The sequence below is a fragment of the Paenibacillus sp. FSL H7-0940 genome (assembly GCF_037979415.1).
GTDB lineage: Bacteria > Bacillota > Bacilli > Paenibacillales > Paenibacillaceae > Paenibacillus > Paenibacillus amylolyticus.
In genome coordinates this window covers 4311654-4329342 of record NZ_CP150280.1, presented here as the reverse complement: position 1 = coordinate 4329342, position 17689 = coordinate 4311654, and the positions used below count along the sequence as shown (strand labels likewise).

11 protein-coding genes are annotated in these 17689 nt (G+C 47.6%); 7 read left to right on the top strand and 4 right to left on the bottom strand.

The window, feature by feature from the left end; translation table 11 throughout:
* Window positions 1-37 precede the first annotated feature (37 nt).
* Window positions 38-1291, bottom strand: a complete 1254-nt coding sequence (locus MHB71_RS19215) for an acyltransferase (RefSeq protein ID WP_340027284.1) — start codon at window positions 1289-1291, stop codon at window positions 38-40.
* A 139-nt stretch (window positions 1292-1430) separates the two neighbouring features.
* The gene (locus MHB71_RS19210; RefSeq protein WP_340027283.1) at window positions 1431-2426 is read right to left on the bottom strand and encodes an LCP family protein; all 996 of its coding nucleotides are present in this window, start codon (window positions 2424-2426) and stop codon (window positions 1431-1433) included.
* Between the two features lie 184 nt (window positions 2427-2610).
* Between MHB71_RS19210 and MHB71_RS19205 the strand changes: the two genes are divergently transcribed.
* The 5 genes from MHB71_RS19205 to MHB71_RS19185 all read left to right on the top strand — a co-directional run bounded on the left by MHB71_RS19205 (window position 2611) and on the right by MHB71_RS19185 (window position 13123).
* Entirely contained in the window at window positions 2611-3162 is a 552-nt protein-coding gene (locus MHB71_RS19205; RefSeq protein WP_051449605.1) for an undecaprenyl-diphosphatase, read from the top strand.
* Window positions 3163-3369: 207 nt separating this feature from the next.
* Complete coding sequence (locus MHB71_RS19200) at window positions 3370-5106, top strand: methyl-accepting chemotaxis protein (protein WP_338707948.1); 1737 nt, start codon at window positions 3370-3372, stop codon at window positions 5104-5106.
* A gap of 341 nt (window positions 5107-5447) precedes the next feature.
* Complete coding sequence (locus MHB71_RS19195; RefSeq protein ID WP_340030200.1) at window positions 5448-8441, top strand: glycoside hydrolase family 9 protein; 2994 nt, start codon at window positions 5448-5450, stop codon at window positions 8439-8441.
* 86 nt (window positions 8442-8527) lie between these two features.
* A complete protein-coding gene (locus MHB71_RS19190) occupies window positions 8528-11803 on the top strand; it encodes a glycoside hydrolase family 48 protein (RefSeq protein WP_340027282.1) in 3276 nt (1091 codons plus the stop codon).
* A gap of 525 nt (window positions 11804-12328) precedes the next feature.
* Entirely contained in the window at window positions 12329-13123 is a 795-nt protein-coding gene (locus MHB71_RS19185) for an SH3 domain-containing C40 family peptidase (RefSeq protein ID WP_047841902.1), read from the top strand.
* A 120-nt stretch (window positions 13124-13243) separates the two neighbouring features.
* Here the strand turns inward: MHB71_RS19185 and MHB71_RS19180 are convergent, their stop codons facing one another.
* Window positions 13244-14152 carry an ArsR family transcriptional regulator gene (locus MHB71_RS19180; protein WP_082218994.1) on the bottom strand — a complete coding sequence of 303 codons (909 nt, stop codon included), beginning with the start codon at window positions 14150-14152 and terminating at the stop codon, window positions 13244-13246.
* Between the two features lie 179 nt (window positions 14153-14331).
* Here MHB71_RS19180 and MHB71_RS19175 point away from each other — a divergent pair, with 179 nt between their 5' ends.
* On the top strand, window positions 14332-15837 hold the full coding sequence (locus MHB71_RS19175; RefSeq protein ID WP_340027281.1) for an alpha-N-arabinofuranosidase: 1506 nt from the start codon (window positions 14332-14334) through the stop codon (window positions 15835-15837).
* A gap of 528 nt (window positions 15838-16365) precedes the next feature.
* Here MHB71_RS19175 and MHB71_RS19170 read toward each other — a convergent pair.
* Window positions 16366-17118, bottom strand: a complete 753-nt coding sequence (locus MHB71_RS19170; protein ID WP_340027280.1) for an MBL fold metallo-hydrolase — start codon at window positions 17116-17118, stop codon at window positions 16366-16368.
* Window positions 17119-17249: 131 nt separating this feature from the next.
* On the opposite strand from MHB71_RS19170, the gene MHB71_RS19165 reads away from it, so the two are divergent.
* Window positions 17250-17681: an Lrp/AsnC family transcriptional regulator gene (locus tag MHB71_RS19165; protein ID WP_036611514.1), complete on the top strand. Its 432-nt coding sequence runs from the start codon at window positions 17250-17252 to the stop codon at window positions 17679-17681.
* Window positions 17682-17689 lie beyond the last annotated feature (8 nt).

Below are 17689 nucleotides of genomic sequence, written 5' to 3'. Positions count from 1 at the left end.
AGAAGAGCGTCTCCGTGAGGGGACGCTCTTCTTTATTCTAAAACGGCTCACTCGTTCCCGGACTGCGAGTTGAGCCGGGTGACGGAGTTCGCTCAGGTGAATTTCTTTTGTCCACAGCAGCTGATGGATTGGGAGTTGAACGTGGTTTACGCATTAACCCTACGGTGAAACGTGAGCCAGGAAGCTTGGATAGCGCCCAACTGATTGCAAGAGCAATACCAACGGTTACAAGGAACGATAGCAACGTTACAGGCAGATGCAATCCACTGAGTTGAAGCGGTCTGGTGACATAAGCGATCGCGTAGATCACCAGTGCATGAACCAGATATCCACCAAATGAATAGCGGCCAATCCAGGCTAAGAGGCGCTGAAACCGTGTATCTTTGCCCCGCATTAGTACAAGGAAACCATACATCATAAACATCTGAGCCATAATGATCAGGAATGTGGTTGGTTTCAGATAGGTGGAGATATTCAGATTAACAACATCCCCGGACCCACGCAGCACATCGTAACCAAGCCATATATACATCCCTATAAACAGACAGATCGTCCATGGCAGGATCTTTGTGGTCCAGCTCCTCCAGCTATCCACTGACCAGGCACATACGGCACCCAGTAAAAAGTAGAACCAGTACATCACCCATGAATAGGAGCGATATTGCAGCAACGTTGACCAAGGCTCAGACATGGATTCTGTCCAGCCCCCCATATTATAGTAGGACCATTGCATAAGCAGGGCATATAGTGCTGCTGCAAAGAGAATTAGTCCGATAATGACTTGCATGGGCGTGAAACGTGAGGTGTTCTGGATACGTCTCTGAATGGCTTTTGCTCCTGTCCAGAACAGGGGGAACAGAATATAGAACTGAAACACCATAATAACAAACCAGAGATGATACCCCGTCTGTGGTATAAACAGTTCACGAATCAGACTGCGAAAATCCGGTATGCCTGCAAGCCAGAACGCGGGGGTGAAGATACGGACAGAAAGCCAGTAGATCAGTGTCCATACGACAAACGGCATATAGATATCGCCAAATCGCTTTCGAATGAAGCGAGGATAGTCCGGTTTGGTGTTACGATGATGGTAAAACAACATTACACCCGATAGAAATACAAACGTTGGCGTACCAAATCGGGTCAGATGATAAATCATGGTCAGCATAATGGAATCCGGTTGTTCAATATCAGCGCGATAGATATACTCAGCGATACTATGCTGCATGACGATTGCCAGAAAGGCAATGCCCCGCAGTTCAGTCCATTCCGTTATTCGCGGTTTTTTCACATTGTAATCCTCCCTCCAGGAACCGGAGTTCATTATATAAGGGTACATGTTAAACATTAAGGCTGCATTAAATGGTGAAAATAGGTACTAAAAAAGACGGCTTTGGCCGTCTTTTCTGTTGATATATCTCATGCTTGTTTTAGTTCTGATCCTCTGATGATGGAGTCTCTGAGGACTCGGCATCTTCTTCAAACAGTTTCTGAATGTAGGACTGGAGTTTGGTCACATCAACACCCAGTACCTGAGCTGAGCTGACCAGTTCATTGGTGAGTAGTTTGTTCGGTGGAATCTGCTGCTGATCGATATCGTTCACATGGATATCGAAGCCAAGTGATGCGAGTTTTAACATCTGGGTTGGACTGAGGTCTGTCTCAATGTAGGGAGCGATCGCTTCCAGGATATCAGGGATTTTGAAGAGCGACGTGGTGCTCTGCATTTTCTTGGCCAGCTCGGTCATGAAGATCCGCTGCCGTTCGGTGCGCGTAAAATCCGAGGTGGCATCATGCCGGAACCGAACATATTGCAGAGCGGTTTTGCCGTCCATATGCTGCAATCCTTTTTTTAAGTCAATGTCGTACATATGTTTATCTGCTTTACTGGTGTAATACATGTCTTTCTCCACATCGATTTCAATGCCACCTACCGCATCAACAAGTGCCATGAAACCTGTAAAGTCTGTGTAGACATAATGCTGAATGGGAATACCGAGCAGATCACTGACGGTTTGTTTGGTCAGCTCCGCACCCCCGTAGGAAAAGGCTGCATTAAGTCTGCTTTTGCCATGCCCGGGAATGGCAACATAGGTATCACGCAGTACGGAGAATAGATGGGCTTTCTTGGTGACCGGATCAATGGAAGCGACCATGACCGAGTCTGAGCGTCCTGAATCATCGCCTCTTGAGTCTCCACCAAGGAGCAGAATGTTCACCCGTTCCTGGCCCTCCCATCTGGGAATCGTTGTTGTTGGTGTGTCTGAATCGTTGTCTGTGCCGGAAGAGGACGAGTTGGATGAAGTCCCGGAAGCCGTGGAGATGCTATTGGCAAAATGAACAATCGAATATCCGTAATATACAACGACACCTGTAATCGCAAGTGCCAGGGTCAGGGCTGTACCCCATAACCATTTTTTAAGCATAATCTTCACCTTTCTATGATTGAACTGATATGTAACCCAAACTAGTTTAACAAAAAGAAAGCAAAAAGTCCTCTTTGATTTCGTAACTTCGGTCAATTTGAGGATTGTTTGACAAATAGTTAGTGTATATTTAATATGTAAAAAATAATCTTGTTTTGTGTAATGGGGGTATTAAAAGCCAGTTATGAATCAATCACTATTTAATTGGATTAATCAGTTTGCAGACCAAATACCGTTTCTGGACTGGTTTATGATCACATCATCCGAGTATGCGGTTTGGGTCATGATTGCACTGCTCGTTATTGTATGGTTTCTCGGCGATCCATCGAAACAACGAATTGTTTTCTATGCCTGTGTGGCTTCCATTGTAGCGCTGGTTCTGGCCAAATGGGGGATTTCACCAGCAGTCGGTCACCCAAGACCTTTTGTAGAAGGGACTGTGCATCAGCTGGTTGCCCATGTACCTGATCCTTCTTTTCCAAGTAAACATGCTTCCTTTGTATTTGCTCTAGCGGCTGCTTCATTCTTTATTGGACGTCGCTTCGGGTTATGGATGTTGTTACTCGCTGTGTTGACAGGGGTGTCGCGTGTATATGTTGGTGTGCATTATCCAGGAGATATTCTGGGAGGATTCATTCTCGGAAGTCTGCTTAGTGTGGTTCTGATTACAACCCGCAATTATACCAAGTCGATTCCCGACTTCTTCATTAACATACACCGACGTGTTTTTCGTTAGCTTTTGAAAGCAATGTCTAGTGAAGTTTTGGTAGTTTAGTTTATTGAAAGAAGTCTCTTATCTCTGGTTCTGCCAAAGATGGGAGACTTTTTTTGTGTTATGTTCGAAGTTACCTGAAATTTATAGAAATTGAATTCTAACATCTACAATTCATGACGATAGGTGACGATATATTATAAATATGTATTATTTTGAGGAGTGGGACACATGGAAGACACGCGGGGGAATAAGTTGGGGATATTGAAGTTAACGATTCGAGGCAAGTTACTGACAGGTTTTCTTATCGTCGTGGCTCTGCTGGTTGTTGTAAGCGTTTATGCGTTAATACAGATCCATAATATGTCTGGTAAAGCCAATGATGTGGATCAGACCTGGATGCCGAGTGTAAGCCTCCTTGGCTTGATGAATGGGGATGTTTCGGATGTAGAGCGGTTGGCGCTGGCAATTATCGTTGAACAAGACGAAGAAGAAAATGTCAAGGTGAATGAAGCGTTAAAGTTGCTCCTCACCAAGATTGAGGATGAGCGTAAACAGTTGCTTACATACATTGAGAGCAATGATGAATCGATGAAGCTCTACAATGATTTCAGTACGAATTATGATGCGTATCTGGAGAAAATGCCTGCATTCATAGAATTCGGTATTGCAAATAACTATGAAGAAGCAAGTAGACTGCACACTGAAGCCTATCCAATGTGGTACACAGCAAACGACTCTATCACCAAGTTAATCACTTTAGGCAATGAAGGATCGCAAGCCGCAACGGGTGATTCTGTCGAGTTGGCTGAGAATACATTTAATGTGATTTTGGCAGTGACAATTTTTGCATTCCTGGTCGCGATATTCATTGCATTCTTCATTGCAAGCATTATTTCACGTCCAATCAAAAAGATGAATGAAGCGGCCTTGGCTATTGCCAATGGTGATCTGACGGGTGAGACGATTGTGCTCAAGAACAAAGACGAATTGGGAACGCTCGCGGCTTCCTTCAATACCATGAGTGGCAATCTGCGCTCCATGATTGAATCGGTGTCGATGACTTCCGAACAGGTAGCTGCTTCATCGGAGGAGCTTCTTGCAAGTGCGGAGCAGAATACTCAAGCCTCGGAACAGATTTCCGAAACGGTTGAGGAACTGGCCGTAGGTACGTCGGATCAAGTTGATATTGTAAAACGCTCTTCACAGGCGATGAATGAGATGGCTCTCGGATCGGAGCAGATTGCCGAGCTTGCTCAGAGTGTATCCGTATCTGCTGTGGATGCGGCGAATCAATCTTCCGAAGGAAATATGATTATTCAGCAAGCGGTTGAACAGATGGGTTCTGTTCGAAATTCCATTGCTTCGCTGACTGAATTGGTTACAGGGCTGGGGGAACGTTCAGCAGAGATTGGAACCATTACGGAGGTAATCAACAACATTGCCCGGCAGACCAATCTGCTTGCACTGAATGCAGCCATTGAAGCCGCACGAGCAGGAGAGCACGGACGTGGTTTCGCCGTAGTTGCGGGAGAAGTGCGTAAGTTGGCTGAGGAATCTTCTACATCTGCGCAACGAATTACGGATCTCGTTCAATTGATTCAGAAAGATACGGATCATGCTGTTCAGGCAGTCAAAGTGAACAGCAGTGAGACAGAAGCAGGAATCGAGATGGTTACTGCGGCAGGACAAGCGTTCGAGCAGATCTCGGATGCGGTCAACAAAGTAGCGGGTGAAATTCAGGAAGTATCTGCAGGTTCAGAGGAAATGTCGGCGAGTACAACTGAGGTTGTAGGATATGTAAGTCAAATTTCCAACATTGCTGGAGAGGCAGCTGGCGGGGTTCATAATGTATCAGCCGCAACTCAGCAGCAGTTGGCTTCGATGGAAGAGATTGCTTCATCCGCAGGTTCATTATCCAAAATGGCCGAAGAACTGCAGGAGCAGATTAACAAGTTCAAAGTGTAACCAATGAGATGTTCTCATACCTAAGGTGTACAAAAACATACTGACAGGATGGTCAGAATGCCATTCGATTTGTACTGTTGATGATAACAAGGGCGAGAAGCTGTTTCTCTAACGCGCATATGCGTTAGAGAAACAGCTTTTTTTGTCACATGACGCAGAGCAGGTCACAACAATGTTATTTCAGAAGTCACCAACGCTTATATAGCTGGTGAAACAAACGGCTATAATGGTAATTAATGGTGGAACTTACACTGAAATACACCATGGGGAGGAGCGATATAAACTTGCAGTCCAGAGTAATGCATACGGAATATTGATGAAGAGGAGATGAATAGTTGAACATGAAGGGGAGCTGGTGGAGACGAGTCGCTATGATCGCGTTATCGGCAGGATTACTGGCAGGGAGTTTATCGATGGGCACAGGAATTCGTAAGGCGGATGCGGCCGCCGGAAATCAGAACTATGCTGAAGCACTGCAAAAGGCCATTTACTTCTATGAGGCACAGCGCTCGGGTCCGTTGCCAGCGAGTAATCGGGTCGAATGGCGTGGTAATTCGGGCATGCAGGATGGAGCTGATGTAGGCGTTGATCTGACCGGAGGATGGTATGATGCCGGAGATCACGTGAAGTTTGGATTTCCGATGGCTGCTTCCGCAACGATGCTCGCCTGGTCTGTCGTGGAATACAGTGACGGATATGAACAGGCCGGACAACTGGAGGAGATCAAGGATAATATCCGATGGGCGACCGACTACTTTATGAAAGCGCATACGAAACCAAATGAATTATGGGGACAAGTGGGGGCAGGTAATACCGACCATGCCTGGTGGGGACCCGCAGAAGTCATGCAGATGAACCGTCCTTCGTTCAAGATTGATGCTTCATGCCCGGGCAGTGATCTGGCGGCAGAAACGGCTGCAGCGCTGGCAGCGTCATCGATTGTATTTGCAGATGATGATCCGGCATATTCGGCCAGACTGCTTCAACATGCGAAAGAGCTGTACAACTTCGCAGATACATATCGGGGGGAATACACCGATTGTATCACTGATGCTGCAGCGTTTTATAATTCGTGGACAGGATACGAAGACGAGCTGGCATGGGGTGGCGCATGGCTTTATTTAGCTACTAATGATAGCGCTTACTTGTCCAAAGCCATTGCAGCTACGGACCGGTGGTCTTCTAGCGGAGGCTCAGCCAATTGGCCCTATACCTGGACACAAGGTTGGGACAGTAAACATTATGGTGCCCAGATCCTGCTTGCCCGTATTACGTCCAGTTTGAACATGCCGGAGGCGACAAGATTTATTCAGTCGACTGAGCGCAATCTGGATTATTGGACGGTTGGAGTCAATGGGACACGAGTCAAGTATACGCCGGGAGGTCTGGCGTGGCTGGATCAGTGGGGATCGCTCCGATATGCAGCGAATGCATCCTTTATTTCTTTTGTATACTCCGACTGGGTCAGTGATCCTGTGAAAAAGTCGAGATATCAGGATTTTGCTGTCTCACAGATGAATTATATTCTGGGCGATAATCCGCGTCAGAGCAGTTATGTGGTCGGATATGGGCAAAATGCACCTCAACATCCGCATCATCGGACCGCTCACAGTTCATGGCTGAATAACGAAGATATCCCGGCTAACCATCGCCACATTCTGTATGGTGCCATGGTCGGTGGCCCGGATGCATCGGATGGATATACCGATGATATCGGGGATTACGTGAGTAATGAGGTCGCAACCGATTACAATGCTGGTTTTACCGGCGCACTGGCAAAGATGAATTTGCTGTTTGGTCAGAATCATCAGCCCCTGGCGAACTTCCCTGCACCTGAGGTGAAGGGAGATGAGTTCTTTGTGGAGGCTGCGATCAAATCATCAGGCGCCAATTATACGGAAATCAGAGCACAGCTTAATAATCGTTCCGCTTGGCCTGCCCGAATGGGAGATCAACTTTCTTTTAAGTATTTCCTGGATCTGAGTGAAGTGTATGCTGCCGGACGTACGGTATCGGACGTGCAAGTGACAACCTCCTATACGGAGGGGGCGACGGTATCCCAACCAGTTGTGGTGAATGCAGCCCAGCATATCTATGCCATTACGGCGAACTTCGGTAATACCAAGATCTATCCAGGTGGGGAAGGAAATTATCGTAAAGAAGTACAGTTCCGCATTACAGGCCCACAGGGTGCATGGAATGCCAGCAATGACCATTCGTTCCAGACGCTGACCACAGGCACTCCTGTGAAGAGCATATACCTTCCAGTCTATGATGCGGGGGTGAAGGTGTATGGACAGGAGCCTGGTGTTACACCAGTCACGGTCCCAGCCGCACCCGCTGGCGTGCAGGCTGTAGCGGGAAGTAGTCAGGTTAACCTGACCTGGGCCGCTGTATCCGGGGCCGAATCGTATACGGTGAAGCGTTCCGAGGTGAGTGGAGGACCATATATAACTGTTGCGACAGGGGTTAATGGATTGACCTACACAAACACGGGACTGACCAACGGGACGGCTTATTATTATGTAGTGACTGCTGTGAATTCAGCAGGGGAATCATCGGGTTCTGTGCAGGTGTCGGCTACCCCGCAAGTAGCTTCGACGGTGCCAGGAGCGCTGACTTTAAGTGGGACAGCTGGTGATGCGCAGTCGGTCCTGACCTGGACAGCAGCCTCGGGCGCTACTAGCTATAAGGTACAACGTTCGGTGGCAGGCGGGACATATGCAGATGTGGCAACCGGATTGTCCGTGTTGACTTACACCGACACAACAGCGCTGAATGGCACCACGTACAATTACCGGATTGCAGCTGTGAATGCGAACGGACAGACACTGTCCAATGTCCTGGCACTGACGCCTTCTGCACCTCCGGTGACGACGGGTACACTCGAAGTGCAGTACCGCAGCGGAGGGTCTGGGAATTCAAGTAATGCAGCGACTCCGCAGTTCAACGTGAAGAATACCGGAACACAGGCGATTGATCTCAGTACCGTGAAGATCCGATATTATTTCACCAAGGATGGTGCGGATCAAATGACCTTCTGGTGTGATTATGCCGAGATGGGCACGGCCAATGTTGAAGGTACATTTGTCGCAGTGAATCCGGCGAAGGGTACCGCAGATACGTATCTGGAGATTAGCTTCAAGTCCGGAGCAGGCAGTTTGGCCGCTGGAGCAGAGACCGGCGTGATTCAAGCACGCTTTTCCAAAAATAACTGGAGCAATTTCGATCTAAGTAATGATTATTCCTATGATGCTTCCAAGACGGCTTTTGCCGCATGGAACAAGGTAACCGGGTATCAGGGAAACACCAAAGTATGGGGCTTGGAGCCGTAACTGGCTGAATCATAAGCAGAAGAGCAGCATGGACAGACCAACAGCAATTATATTCAATTTCCACTATTCCAGGGAGGTATATATTAATGTTGAAATCAGCTGCGAAAAAAAGTTTAACAGCCATGCTGGCGGGAACCGTCATGTTGACCGGATACACCGGACTCTGGGCAGGGCCGCAAACAGCACATGCCGCAGATCAGGCCATCGAGATTCAGGCAGACAGCATTAATGAAGTTCGGTTTTTGCAATTATATGATCAGTTGAAAGATCCGGCGAACGGATATTTTTCGCCAGAGGGTCTACCGTATCATTCCATTGAGACCCTGCTCAGTGAGGCACCGGATTATGGTCATATGACGACGTCAGAGGCATACAGTTACTGGCTGTGGTTGGAAACTATGTATGGCCACTACACGGGAGACTGGTCCCAACTGGAAGCAGCTTGGGACAGTATGGAGAAATACATTATCCCGGTCAACGAAGGTGACGGCAAGGAAGAGCAGCCTACGATGAGCTCATACAACCCGAACAGCCCTGCTACGTATGCAGCGGAAAAACCTTTTCCTGATCAATATCCATCGCCACTTAATGGTCAATATGCAGCGGGTAAAGACCCGATTGATGCTGAACTTAAGGCGACCTATGGTAACAATCAGACCTATCTCATGCACTGGCTGGTCGACGTGGATGACTGGTATGGATATGGAAACCTGTTGAATCCATCACATACGGCTACCTATGTGAACACGTTCCAGCGTGGGGAGCAGGAGTCTGTGTGGGAAGCCATTCCGCATCCATCTCAGGATGATAAATCTTTTGGTAAGGCAAACGAAGGCTTCATGAGCTTGTTCACAAAGGAAACTCAGGTACCGTCAGCGCAATGGCGTTATACAAACGCAACGGATGCGGATGCACGTGCAGTACAGGTGCTGTATTGGGCGAAGGAGATGGGATACAACAATCCGGAATATCTGGATAAAGCGAAGAAGATGGGGGACTATCTGCGCTACGGCATGTATGATAAATACTTCCAGAAAATTGGAAGTGCAAAGAGCGGTACACCAACTCCGGGTACAGGCAAGGATTCCAACATGTATCTCATGGCTTGGTATACGTCTTGGGGAGGTGGCTTGGGTCAAGGTGGGGATTGGGCTTGGCGCATTGGAGCGAGCCATACCCATCAGGCTTATCAAAACCCGGTTGCAGCGTATGCTTTGTCTGATCCGGCTGGCGGCTTGATTCCGGAATCAGCAACAGCGAAGGCAGATTGGAATGCGACGTTGAAACGTCAGTTGGAATTCTACACTTGGCTACAATCCCATGAAGGAGCCATCGGCGGGGGAGCAACGAACAGTCTGGATGGTTCATACAAAGCCTATCCGGCAGGCGTAAGTACATTCTACGACATGGCTTATCAGGAGGCACCTGTATATCGTGATCCGGATTCCAACACCTGGTTTGGATTCCAGGCATGGCCGCTGGAGCGTGTAGCCGAGATGTATTATATTCTTGCGGAAAGCGGGGACTTGACCTCTGAGAACTTCCAGATGGCCAAGAAGGTAATCACGAAGTGGATCGACTGGAGTAAGGATTATGTATTTGTAGGTGAGCGTCCGGTGACGGATGCGCAAGGGTATTATCTGAATTCGGCTGGACAGCGCATTTTGGGAGGAACTAATGTTCAGGTAGCAACAACGCCGGCGCCGGGAGAGTTCTGGATTCCGGGTGGTCAGGAATGGCAGGGTCAACCGGACAAATGGAATGGATTCAGTTCGTTTACGGAAAATCCGAACTTCCGTGTAACGACCAAAGATCCAGTGCAGGATACAGGGGTTCTGGGAAGTTACGTTAAAGCTCTGACCTTCTTCGCAGCGGGAACTCAGGCAGAGAACGGCACACTTAGTGCGGAAGGCCAAGAAGCCAAGGATCTGGCTGAGGCTCTGTTGGATACAGCTTGGGATTACAATGATGGTGTGGGTATTGTTACGGAAGAAGAACGTAAAGACTACTTCCGCTTCTTTGCCAAAGAGATCTACATCCCGGCGAACTGGTCTGGAACCTTTGGTCAAGGCAATACGATTCCAGGTACAGCAGGTGTACCTTCCGATCCGGCGAAAGGTGGCAATGGCGTATACATTGGATACTCCGACTTGCGTCCGGCCATCAAGCAAGATCCGGCATGGGCTTACCTGGATAATCTGTACAAAACGTCATATAACACAACCACGAAACAGTGGGAAAACGGTGCACCTACCTTTACGTATCACCGGTTCTGGTCACAGGTGGATATGGCTACAGCGTACGGCGAGTATGATCGTCTCCTCGGAGATTCGGATAGTCCGGAAGTGGAAGTACCCGCTGCTCCTGCTGGCGTAACAGCAACTGGAGGAAGTGAGCAAGTGGTTCTGAATTGGAACGCAGCCGCTGGTGCAGCCTCGTATACCGTGAAACGTGCAGAGGTGAATGGTGGTCCTTATACGTCTGTAGCGACAGGGGTCACAGGATCGACATTCACGGATACAGGCTTGACCAACGGCACAACGTATTATTATGTCATCACTGCGGTGAATGCCGTAGGTGAGTCTGCACCGTCGACACAGGCATCTGCAACACCACTCGCAGGTACCGTTGCGCCAGGCGTATTCAACCTTACTGGAACGGCTGGCAATGCCCAGGCGGTACTGACATGGACCGCATCAACTGGAGCAGCGAGTTATAAGGTACAACGTTCGGTAGGCACCGGGGCATATGCTGATCTGGCAACAGGTTTGACCGCACTGACGTATACCGACGCTACAGCGGTGAATGGTACGGCTTATAATTATAGAGTCGTAGCCATTAATACGAGTGGTCAGACGAATTCAAATGTATTGGTGTTGACCCCATTGGCACCTCCAGTTACAACGGGAACGCTTGAAGTACAATACCGTAATGGTAGTTCAGGGGCTTCGGTCAATGCGATTACTCCACAATTTAATGTGAAGAATACAGGTACAACTGCTGTGGACTTGAGCAAAGTGAAGGTCCGGTATTATTTCACCAAGGATAGTGCCGCTGATCTGAGTTTCTGGTGTGATTATGCACAGATTGGCAGCGGTAACGTGGAAGGGCATTTTGTTTCGATAGATCCGGCCAAGGGCACGGCAGATACGTATCTGGAGATTGAATTCAAAGCAGGTGCCGGCAGTTTGGCCGCGGGTGCCGAAACCGGAATCATCCAGGGACGTTTCTCGAAAAACAACTGGACGAATTTTGATCAAACGAATGATTATTCCTTTGATTCTACCCAATCGGCCTTCAGTGCCTGGACAAAAGTGACAGCTTATCAGGATGGCGCCAAGGTATGGGGAATTGAACCTTAAATGAGTTGATCGACCGATTGTAGAGTGATGTTACTCATCATACAGGTTAAGCCGGGGAGGAATCCCTGGCTTTTCTTGTTTTATGGAAAGCAAAAATGAAATTCGAAATAATCACCGGAAACTGCTGATAAATCGATCCGTATTGAGTCTGGAGGCAAAAATGTGAATTCGGTGAACGGTAATCGGCAAATGAATCATAGTAATGTTTACCATATTTGCGATTTTAATCATTAAAATCTAGGTCATATGGCATATACCCTGAATGAGAAACGACCTAACTCTTTTATCGCGGTAAAATGAAGCATATCAAATAGTTACAATAATTTAACCTTTCAAAAAGAAGGGATCAGCAGTGAATTTTTCCAGCAGATTATGGACATACCCTGATACTTAGTGCTCAAGTTCGCCTATATCAATACAGGACTTTTGACTGATGAACGTTATGGATAGCCCGTTTACAATGGGGCAAGCCCGGGAGAACCAAGCCAGGTTAAAATTCTGTAACATCAGGGGGAACTCGACATCATGAACTGGAAAAAAACGATTATTACGGCAAGTGTCACAGCAACGATGCTGATGGGAAGTCTGACGACAGGAGCACTAACGGCACAGGTATCGGCAGCTGCTGTTAACAATTCACAAGTAAAAGTAATTTGGGGCGTAAACCTACGCACAACACCTTCTTCTTCTGCGAAGATTGTTCGCTTGGTCGCTAAAGGGGAAACGGTAACGGTGCTTCAGCAATCCGGTTCGGATTGGTATAAGATTAAGGATTCTGCTAACCGGACAGGCTACATATCTTCTTCATCCAAATACACACAAGCGATTAGTGGCGGCACAAGCGGATCGGGTTCGAATAGTGGTACATCGGTGACCGGCAATGCGTCTGTAGAAAAAGTGATTGCAGCGGGAATGAAATATTTGGGAACACCTTATGAGTTCGGAGCCAGTCGTAACAGCACAGCTACTTTTGACTGTTCCAGCTTTGTACGCCAGGCCTTCATTGATGCACTTGGCATCAAGCTTCCAGCGGATTCCCGCAAACAGGGAGACTATGTAAAAGCCAAGGGTACAGTTCAGACGAACTGGAAAAACCTGAAACGCGGCGATCTGATGTATTTCATGTCGTATAAAGGCAGCTCTGCATCATCGTATTCGGGCGTGAATAAATCTAGCGCAACGATTACTCATACAGGGATTTACCTGGGCAACGGCAAGGTATTACATACGTATTCCAACGCTGGCGGTGGTGTAACAACTAGTGATATCTCCGGCAAACACTGGGAGTATCGCTTCCTGTTTGGTGGCAGTGCGCTGTAGGTTAGAACAAGAACTTTAATCTATAATCCACGCATGTTCATATGCATACAAAACACCTCCCATTCTGCCTTTGACAGGCGAGTGGGAGGTGTTTTGGTGTTATTTATTACTTTGAAAAACTCAATCGTGATAGTACAGTCGGAACAGGATATCCTGATTGTAGTTGCCGAATCCCTCGCCATATAAGGTAAGCCCGCCTACATGCTGAGCATCTTCCTCCACCGAAAGACGAAGAGTCCATTGGTTGCGTTCGACCGGGATATCTGCGAGTGTAATGTCGGATAGATGTTGTCCATCAATAAACGTACCCTCATTGGTAATTCGCAGTACCTTGAGCATGCCGTACTGATTGACACTGTCACTCCACCATTCAGGGGTGAACATGCCACGTCCGTTGCCTGAATCTCCAGGACTTGTCCATTCCCCCAATCGGATGCCATTCAGCATGAATGTAATATCTGAGGGCCAATTCGGATTAACCGAAGGTGCTTCTGATCCGATCTCAAGGGACAATTCAATCGCATTGATCTGTTGTCCGGATAAAATATAGTTTGGAATTTTGTACTCCACAAATCCACGGCCAAACCACAGAATATGTGCATGCATCCGCTCGGGGTCGAGAAAATAACGAGGGTCATCATACTGTCCGATAACATGATTGGATGTAGCCAGACCACATGTCGGATAGACGTCAAAGTGGGTGTAGTGTCCCACAGGGACGGAAACCTCGTGAAGCTTGCGGGCTGTCCCGCTTTCCTGCGGCATGGAGATGCCAATCCAGTCTACAGCAAGGCTGTTCATTTTATGTGTGCCGCCGTCTTTGCGTATCATTTTGGACTGAATAATGCCCACATCCTGAAGTTTGCGGACATGCATGGTCACGATGGCACTACTCAGACCCAGTGAAGCAGCAAGGTCTTTCACATTCATCGGAGTCTCTGCAACAAGGCGGATGATCTGTAGACGGACTTCACTGGCAAGTGCTTCATATAGGGGTAGCCATTCGGCATCGGTATTTGCTCTGATCACAGTTGTTCCTCCATTTTATCTGTATAGAATTAAGTTAAACATAAATTCAGTAAAAAGAATAACATTTTGCAAAATTCAGGTTGAAATTAAGGCTATAATCGATTTTAATATAAATATGAACGTTGATCCATAGAATATCAATTAATTTTTATATTAATCTTAGGGAGTTGAAATTCATTATGGAAAAAGCAAAAATGACGGTAGATAAAGATTTTACTATTGGTGTAGTGGATAAGCGCTTGTACGGATCATTTATTGAGCATCTGGGACGTGCAGTCTATGGCGGGATTTACGAGCCGGGGCATCCATCAGCGAACGAACAGGGTTTCCGTACGGATGTGCTGGAGATGGTCAAGGAGCTGAACGTACCGATTGTACGTTATCCTGGAGGTAATTTTGTATCCGGTTACAATTGGGAAGATTCGGTTGGGCCTGTGTCAGAACGCAAACGCAGACTGGACCTGGCCTGGAGAACGATTGAGACCAATGAATTTGGCTTCAACGAATTCGTGGACTGGGCAAAACAGGCTAATTCTGAAGTCATGATGGCCGTTAATCTGGGAACACGGGGTACGGATGCAGCTCGCAACATTGTGGAATACAGCAACCATCCGGAAGGTTCGTACTATAGTGATCTTCGCATCAAGCATGGATACAAGCAGCCACATGCGATTAAAACATGGTGTCTGGGCAACGAAATGGATGGTCCTTGGCAGATTGGTCACAAAACGGCAGATGAGTATGGACGGTTAGCTGTTGAAGCGGCAAAAGTCATGAAGTGGACGGACCCGACGATTGAGCTGGTAGCCTGCGGAAGTTCGAATCTGAATATGCCATCGTTCCCGGAATGGGAAGCAACGGTGCTGGATCATACGTATGATCACGTGGAGTATCTGTCCTTGCATCAATACTACGGCAATCAAGAGCAAGATACACCAACGTTCCTGGCACGCTCGCTTGAAATGGATCGTTTTATCGATACCGTGAAGGCAACTTGTGATTATATCAAAGCGAAGAAACGCAGCAAAAAGACGATGTATCTGTCCTTTGATGAGTGGAATGTATGGTATCACTCCAATGAAAATGATTCAAAGATGGACCCTTGGCAGATTGCTCCGCCACAGCTGGAGGATATCTACAATCATGAGGATGCACTGCTTGTTGGATGTATGTTGATCAGTATGCTCAAACATGCGGATCGGGTTAAAATGGCCTGTCTGGCACAACTCGTTAACGTGATTGCACCAATCATGACAGATACGGGCGGTGGTTCATGGAGACAGACAATCTTCTATCCATTTATGCATACGTCTCTCTTCGGGCGTGGAACAGCATTGGTGCCATTGATCCAGTCTCCAAAATACGATACAAAACAAATCACGGATGTTCCTTATCTGGAAGCTATTGCGGTTCATAACGAAGAGCAGGGTGAAGTGACTGTATTCGCAGTCAACCGTCATCTGGAAGAATCCCTTCCGCTCGAAGTGGATCTGCGCAGCTTCGGGAAGTGTACCGTGATTGAGCATATCGTGCTGGAAAGTGATGATCTCAAAGCATCGAATACGGCAGCACAACCAAACCGCATTGCTCCTCATAATCGCGGGGGTGCAGTTGTATCTGATACTTTGATTACGGCGAGTTTGGCGAAAGCATCATGGAACGTGATCCGTTTGAAAGTGCAGTAGGGGATTAGCATAAAGGGATGGGACACGTGAGAGCGCAATGGCAGGCTTGATGCCCGAGAAGGAAGCCAGCGGACAGCGGATCAGCGTGTTCCTTCAATCAAAAAAGCTGGGTGCGAGTTCATCGCATCCAGCTTTTTTTCGTTGTATTTTATAGGGAAAAGGAAGGCATGGGAGGCATGAGTAATGAAGTGACAGACAAGGTAGCATTAAGTTAGGTAATGGCGTGTGTTGAAATGAATTACATGGTCCTGCCATACGGATACGCGCTAACGAACCTAGGACACCTTATTGTGCCGATTATCGTTATAGTAGAAATTTAACGAATCGGAGACACGTTATCCTAGCAAAAAGACGGATAAATCTCGGTAAAAGCATGCCCAGAGCGGAAATAAGGTTTCTAGGATTCGTGAGAATATTAGAGTATCCAAAAACAGACTAATAACGTGTGCTGAGTTCGTTACAATCGACCCACCTGTGTGAAAAGGTTATTTCTCTTTCGCTTTGATTCAGCGTAGCTTCCGCTCCAATTCAAAACTCAAAACTTTCACCGTCACGTGGGATGAGCACCTGACCATCCAACTGCTCGGATGCCAGATAAGTCGCAAGATCCGTACGAGACATCACACAATGGTTAATCGCATCCATGTGCACAGCGATGACATGAGCAGATGGCGCATGGCGCTTCACGGCGACAACGTCAGGCCCGTCCATCGTAATGGGATCACCCTCCACGAAGCGTGCACCTCCGGCATTCACGACAATGACTTCAGGCGTATATTGGCGGATGGCCTCAGCAGGTTCTTCACACCAGATGGTATCCCCCGCAATATAGGTGACAGGTTCTGCATCTGCTTCAAGTACGAAGCCGGACACCTTGCCCATACGTTCACCGATTTCACCTGTGCCATGATGCCCGGATGTACGGGCAAATCGGACAGAGTGATGCTCATGTTTTTCATCTACAGCTGTTACATTCGTGAATCCGGCACCTAGAAATACATTCTCATCCCCAGGCTGGCAGATCAGGGGAATGTCTTTGCCAAGTTGTTTCGCCGCTGCTTCATCCCAGTGGTCCACATGCGTGTGTGTCACAATCAACAGATCCGGATTCAGATAATCCGTTTCGGTTTCGGGCAGACCGACTCTCGGGTTACGTAGCTCATTCGGTGTGTTCGGGAATGCAGGCATGACTTCGGCGTTCATCAGCATCGGATCAACGAGAATGTTCAGCCCTCCGTATTCCAGCCACAGTGTAGCATTGCGAATCAATTGAATTTTCATTATATTTGCACTCCTTCGAGTTGTTTAATAGTATTACCCTATATGGTATACAACCCGTTTAACGGCGTACATAACATGATGAATGGAATTAGGCCACGCTAATTTCACCGTGAAAGGATTGCTGAAGCAAGATGAATGAAATGATAGATGACACGGATATACGTATTTTGCAGATTCTGATTCAGGATGCCAAACGTTCTCACAAAGAGATCGGTGAAGAGGTTCATCTCACGGGACAGGCGGTTGGTGCAAGAGTGCGCAAGCTGCAAGATCTGGGTGTGATTGAAGGGTATACGGTAAAATGGAACCCGGAACGCCTTGGCCTTGGTCTACAGGCCTTTGTCACAGTTTTCTTGAACTCCGGCGACAGACATGCCGCCTTTCGTACATTCATTGCTGAACGTGAGGACATCGTTGAAGTCCATCGCGTCAGTGGAGAAGGCTGTTATCTGATGAGAGTGCAGACTGGCACCACAGAGCAGCTTGGCCAACTGCTTGAAGCGTTGTTGCCTTACGGCAATTACAAAGTCAGCCTGTCCATAGGTGTAGAGAAATCACAGTGATGTGTGGG